General features: G+C 39.2%; 5 protein-coding genes. All 5 read right to left on the bottom strand.

All coding sequences use genetic code 11. The annotated features are described in order from the left end of the window. Positions 1-891, bottom strand: an 891-nt coding sequence (locus QZY09_RS07515; RefSeq protein WP_295670436.1) for a MoxR family ATPase, incomplete at its 3' end; no start/stop codon positions are given. A gap of 1 nt (position 892) precedes the next feature. Beyond that, entirely contained in the window at positions 893-2,074 is a 1,182-nt protein-coding gene (locus tag QZY09_RS07510; RefSeq protein WP_295670433.1) for a DUF4350 domain-containing protein, read from the bottom strand. After that, positions 2,071-2,865 carry a hypothetical protein gene (locus tag QZY09_RS07505; RefSeq protein ID WP_295670430.1) on the bottom strand — a complete coding sequence of 265 codons (795 nt, stop codon included), beginning with the start codon at positions 2,863-2,865 and terminating at the stop codon, positions 2,071-2,073. The genes QZY09_RS07510 and QZY09_RS07505 overlap by 4 nt, the downstream gene beginning before the upstream one ends. Next, positions 2,828-3,724, bottom strand: coding sequence for a hypothetical protein (locus tag QZY09_RS07500; protein ID WP_295670427.1), 897 nt, complete (start codon positions 3,722-3,724; stop codon positions 2,828-2,830). Before QZY09_RS07500 ends, QZY09_RS07505 begins: the two co-directional genes overlap by 38 nt. 6 nt (positions 3,725-3,730) lie before the next feature. Next, a partial coding sequence (locus QZY09_RS07495) for a stage II sporulation protein M (RefSeq protein WP_367119185.1) occupies positions 3,731-4,692 on the bottom strand: 962 nt, incomplete at its 5' end.

Genomic DNA, 4,692 nt, shown 5'->3' with positions numbered 1-4,692 from the left:
TATCCTGTGCCTTAAAACCGGCGCGGCCACGTATATAATATCGTCAGGTGTTACAAAGTCGCGGCCCCTGATCGCAGCTATCGCTTTTGCAGCATTTACGATTGCCAGCGAAGCACGGGGTGAACCGCCCAGATATAATGATTTATTATTGCGGCTTTCGTGGATCAGTTTAGCAACATACACCAGTAGCTTTTCCTCCACATGTAGTCCTAATACCTGGTGCCTGATAGCAACAATATCGTCACCGGATAATACTGGCTGAATATCGAGCAGCTGTTCAGCCGTTTTATGCTGGTGTTGCTGTGTCAGGATGGCAATCTCTTCGTCCAGCGAAGGATATTTAACTTCTATCTTAAAGATAAATCTATCCAGTTGTGCTTCGGGAAGTCGATAGGTGCCTTCGTGTTCAACAGGGTTCTGGGTAGCCAATACGGTAAAGGGCTCCTGCATTTTATAGGTTTGGCCGTCAATGGTTACCTGGCGCTCTTCCATCACCTCAAACAAAGCCGACTGTGTTTTGGCAGGTGCACGGTTTATTTCATCTATCAGGATGATATTGCCAAAAACAGGACCGTGTTTAAACTCAAACTCTGTTGTTTTTGGGTTAAAAACCGAAGTGCCCAAAATATCCGACGGCATCAGGTCGGGCGTAAACTGAATCCGTGAGTAATGCGCTTTAATCGATCTTGCAATTAATTTTGCTGTCAATGTTTTTGCCACCCCCGGTACTCCTTCTATCAGTATATGTCCATCGGCCAGGATGCCGGCGATCAACAGGTCGATACTCTCCTGCTGGCCCACAATGATTTTCGCAAGCGTGGTTTTTATTTGTTCGACAGCATGGCTCAATTTGCTGAGGTCGGTTCTCTTTTCAAATAGTTCATCTTCCATATTACCTTGATTTGGTATAAAATTCTTCGATAAAGTTGTTCAGTTTTATAAGGTCACGATCGGAAACATGATCCTTTTCATTTATATAATTTAAATAGTCGACAAAATTTCCGGTAAACGTTTTGTCGAAACCAAATTTGCCCGCTAAATTCTCTTTAAATTCCTGGTCAAGGCTATTGGTCTTAATTTGAAATTCGTCGCGGAGGCGCGATAGAAAATAAAGAATATTTTTCCGGGCGATATTTGCGTTGTCGCGTTTTTCGTAATAAACCTGGCCGACAACATTAACAAAATCAAATGTTGAATTGCTTAAGGGTTCAATAACCGGAATAACACGCTGGCGCCTTTTAATTTCAAATAGTACGAAAGCTAACAGGGCGAAAAGGGTGATGTAATAAGCCCACGCCAAAGAAGCGTGGCTAAAAAATACACGCATTGGCGAGTCGTTAGTATCATCGCCCGTGGTATAGTATTCATCCCAGATAACCTGGCTGGTATTTTTTACAAATGACAATGCTGTTGCGGCGTATTCGCGACCCTGAAAATTGAGCATGCTATAATTGCTAAAAAATTTGGGGTTAGCCATCAAATATAAGGCACCCTTCCCCATTTTAAATTTTAGGAAATTAGCCCCATGCTCGGCATTTTCGCCTATAACAATGGTTTTGGTGGTATCAAAATCATTGAAGAAAATGTTTCCCACACCTTTTAACACACCATAATACTTATCAGTATTTAAATAAGGGCTTAAAAAATGCACGGAGTCGGCTTTGTTTAAATTAAAGGTTTGTCGTGTTTCAACTTTTAATTCCTTTTTTAGCAGCTTTCCAAAATACTTTGCTCCTATAAACACATCGTTGCCTGCTTTTACATATTTAACCAATTGATCATAATCGGTTTCAGTAAGCTCCACATCAGGGGCCACGATGATGTATGAAGAGTTTTTTACAGAATCTTCTGCCAGGACATTATACACCGGTTGCCGGTAGGTAACAATATGGGCACCCGGATAAATATCAGTTAGCCTGTCAAACAGTATATAAGTTCCGAAAGGGATTTTATCGTTATGATTTAATGTATCTATCCAGTTAATTGCTCTGGGCCTGTTCGCCTCCGCAATTACATACAACACCAGTATAATGCCGGCGCTGATCAGGTATATTTTCAGGCTTTTGCTTTTCATGGTATTTGTTTTTTAAATTCCTGGAAAAGCTGGTAAATTCCGTTAAATCCTTTTTGGTCTATTGAGAAATTACCATACCATATATATTCAAATTCCCTTGTTAATGAGCTGAAGGTTTGTTTTTGCGCGGCATCTGTTAGCTCATATAAATAGGCCGCATTTGTTTTATCAATTTGCCAGGTTATTAGTTTGCCATCGCTGAGTTGTTTCAGGCACTTTAAGTATAATAGGCGTACGGCAAGCCGGTAATTATGCTGCGAAATGGCCTTTTCAATTTCGTTATCAAAGTCTATCCCGTGGATATCTTCAAGTGACTCCATAAAGGGGACCTGAATTTTTTTCGATTCACGGCGCCATAAATTAGATACGTCGATCCCCAGTGATTTTAAAACAATATATACCACAAAACTAATGGCGATAGCAAGCAAAAGGTATTTTAAAAAAGTAGCACTGCCCGGAACTGAAATAAATGCGCCTTTAATTTTCGACCAGATCCAATCGATGATATAAGCAACCCATGCCCAAAACCTCGTCCAGGCTGACATGTCATAAGCTTTACCTTCACGGTAATCAAAATCCTTATCATGCCTGAACTTTTCAATTGCCTGATCGCTGACTTTTTTTACCACTATTTTTGAACTGTCAGGCCGGATTTTGGCCGGGATATGTTTATTGCCAAACGCATGGGCCGTATTCAACAGGCATATTGAAAAAGCCAGCATAACAATAAAGACGAAAGCCCGGTGCATCATATTAATATTCTTCTTTAGGATGGGAAGAATCGTTTTCATTAGTTTTGCCAAACTTATCAATGCGTTCCATTAAACCAAGCCCTTCTTTCTCTTCTGATAGGTTAAAGTAGCATAAAGCTACAGCGATAGCCGACAATGCGTAGGCGAGCATCAAAATATTTCTTAATGCGCTAAAAAATATAATCAACGGCAGTGTAAAACTTTTGTTTGAAAAGAAACTGGAACCAACAGTGAGAATAGTTAGGGGAATACCTGCAAACGAACTGGCAATGCCAACGATCAATGAAGTAATAAATATAATACCGAATACAAACCACCAATTATTTTTAATTAACTTAAAACTTCGGTTAAAAGCATAACTGAATGAAGTGTTTTCGATAATAATAATGGGGATGACCAGGTAGAAAACGTTGGCAACATAGATCCCGGGAAAAATACAAAGCAGGAAACCAACTCCTATTAAAATTGCAATAACAATACCACTGCCGATCACCCTGAAAAAATAAAATTTAAAATAACCCCAAACTTCTTCAAAAGTTGGTTTTATATTTCCTTTTTGAAGATATACCGAGATGTAACACAATGTTACCATGTGTATGCAAACCTGTAACATGATCATAACAAAGGCATTAAAAAGCAGGCTTACAAAATAAGTAACCGTATATTCGGGTACATTATATGAATTTGCATTCGTATTAAAAGGGAACGCACCTCTGTACAAATTCATCATTCCCAGGTACTGGAAAACTGAGGTTACTGTACCGACAACTATAAAAAATCCGCAGATAATAAGCAGTGAAAGAAATAATGGCTTGAAGTTTTCCTTTAAAAAGGTAAAAGTATCGTTTATTATCTGTCCAAAGTCACGTGTTTTTCTAAGCTCAATTGGCTGGTTCATAAAAGGTTATTTATTGTGATTTAATTTTCGGTTAAGGTATCCGGGGTATATAATTACATACCAGGTGATAAATAAAAACGACCCGGTTAATATAGCAATACTTATCCATACCGGCATATCGGTTTTGCGGGTAATAAAGCCCTCAAAAAAAGCCGCGGTTAAAAATACGGGAATCAATCCTATCGCTATTTTTAATCCATCTTTTGCGCCGTTTTTTAAAGACTCAAATCTTGAATAGGTTTTTGGGAAAAGAAAGCCGTTACCCATTGCCAACCCCGCTCCGCCGGCAAGTATTATTGCTGAGATCTCGAGCGTGCCATGGCACCATATCACCAGGATAGATTGCAAGCCAAAGCCTTTGCTGAAGAAATAATATTGGAATGCGCCCAGCATAACGCCGTTTTTAAGTAGCTGGTAAATACTTCCTACCGAAAAGAATATCCCCATCACAAAGATCATCAATTCAACCATAATGTTGTTTGCAGCAATGCCAACAAACATTAAAAACGGATTTGATTGTTTATAAACCCCAAAGGGGTCTCCTTTGGCAATATTTGCATTGGTCATGTTAACATATTGATTGCCCATGATCAGTCGCACAAACGTATTGTCATATTTTGCAGATAGGGCACCCATCAGGCTAAAAACCATGAAGAACAAGAAAGAATATAAAAGCGCTTTTCGTTGTTTGTAAAAAACGAGGGGCAGTTCATAACTCCAGAAGGTGACAAACCTGTTTGTTTTTTCTTTTTTATTTTTGTAAATAGATTGGTGGAAGGTAGAAGCCAGCCCGTTTAAATATTTAGTTGTGTTTGATTTGGGGTAAAATGTTTTGGCATATGCCAGGTCGTCGGTAATTTGAATAAAAGATTCGGCAAGTTCATCCGGGCCGGTATTTTTTAAATCTTCGTAGCCTTTCCACTTTTCCTTACCTTGTTTCACAAATAGAGCCTCACGCATTTTTATCC

The sequence above is a fragment of the uncultured Mucilaginibacter sp. genome (assembly GCF_903913935.1).
GTDB lineage: Bacteria > Bacteroidota > Bacteroidia > Sphingobacteriales > Sphingobacteriaceae > Mucilaginibacter.
Note: the sequence above shows the minus strand (reverse complement) of the source record. Positions and strands in the feature narration are given on the sequence as shown.

What these genes read in the sequence shown, in the direction of transcription:
- QZY09_RS07510 (WP_295670433.1), bottom strand. Translation starts at nt 2,074, where the DNA reads ATGAAAAGCAAAAGCCTGAAAATATACCTGATCAGCGCCGGCATTATA.
- QZY09_RS07505 (WP_295670430.1), bottom strand. Translation starts at nt 2,865, where the DNA reads ATGAAAACGATTCTTCCCATCCTAAAGAAGAATATTAATATGATGCAC.
- QZY09_RS07500 (WP_295670427.1), bottom strand. Translation starts at nt 3,724, where the DNA reads ATGAACCAGCCAATTGAGCTTAGAAAAACACGTGACTTTGGACAGATA.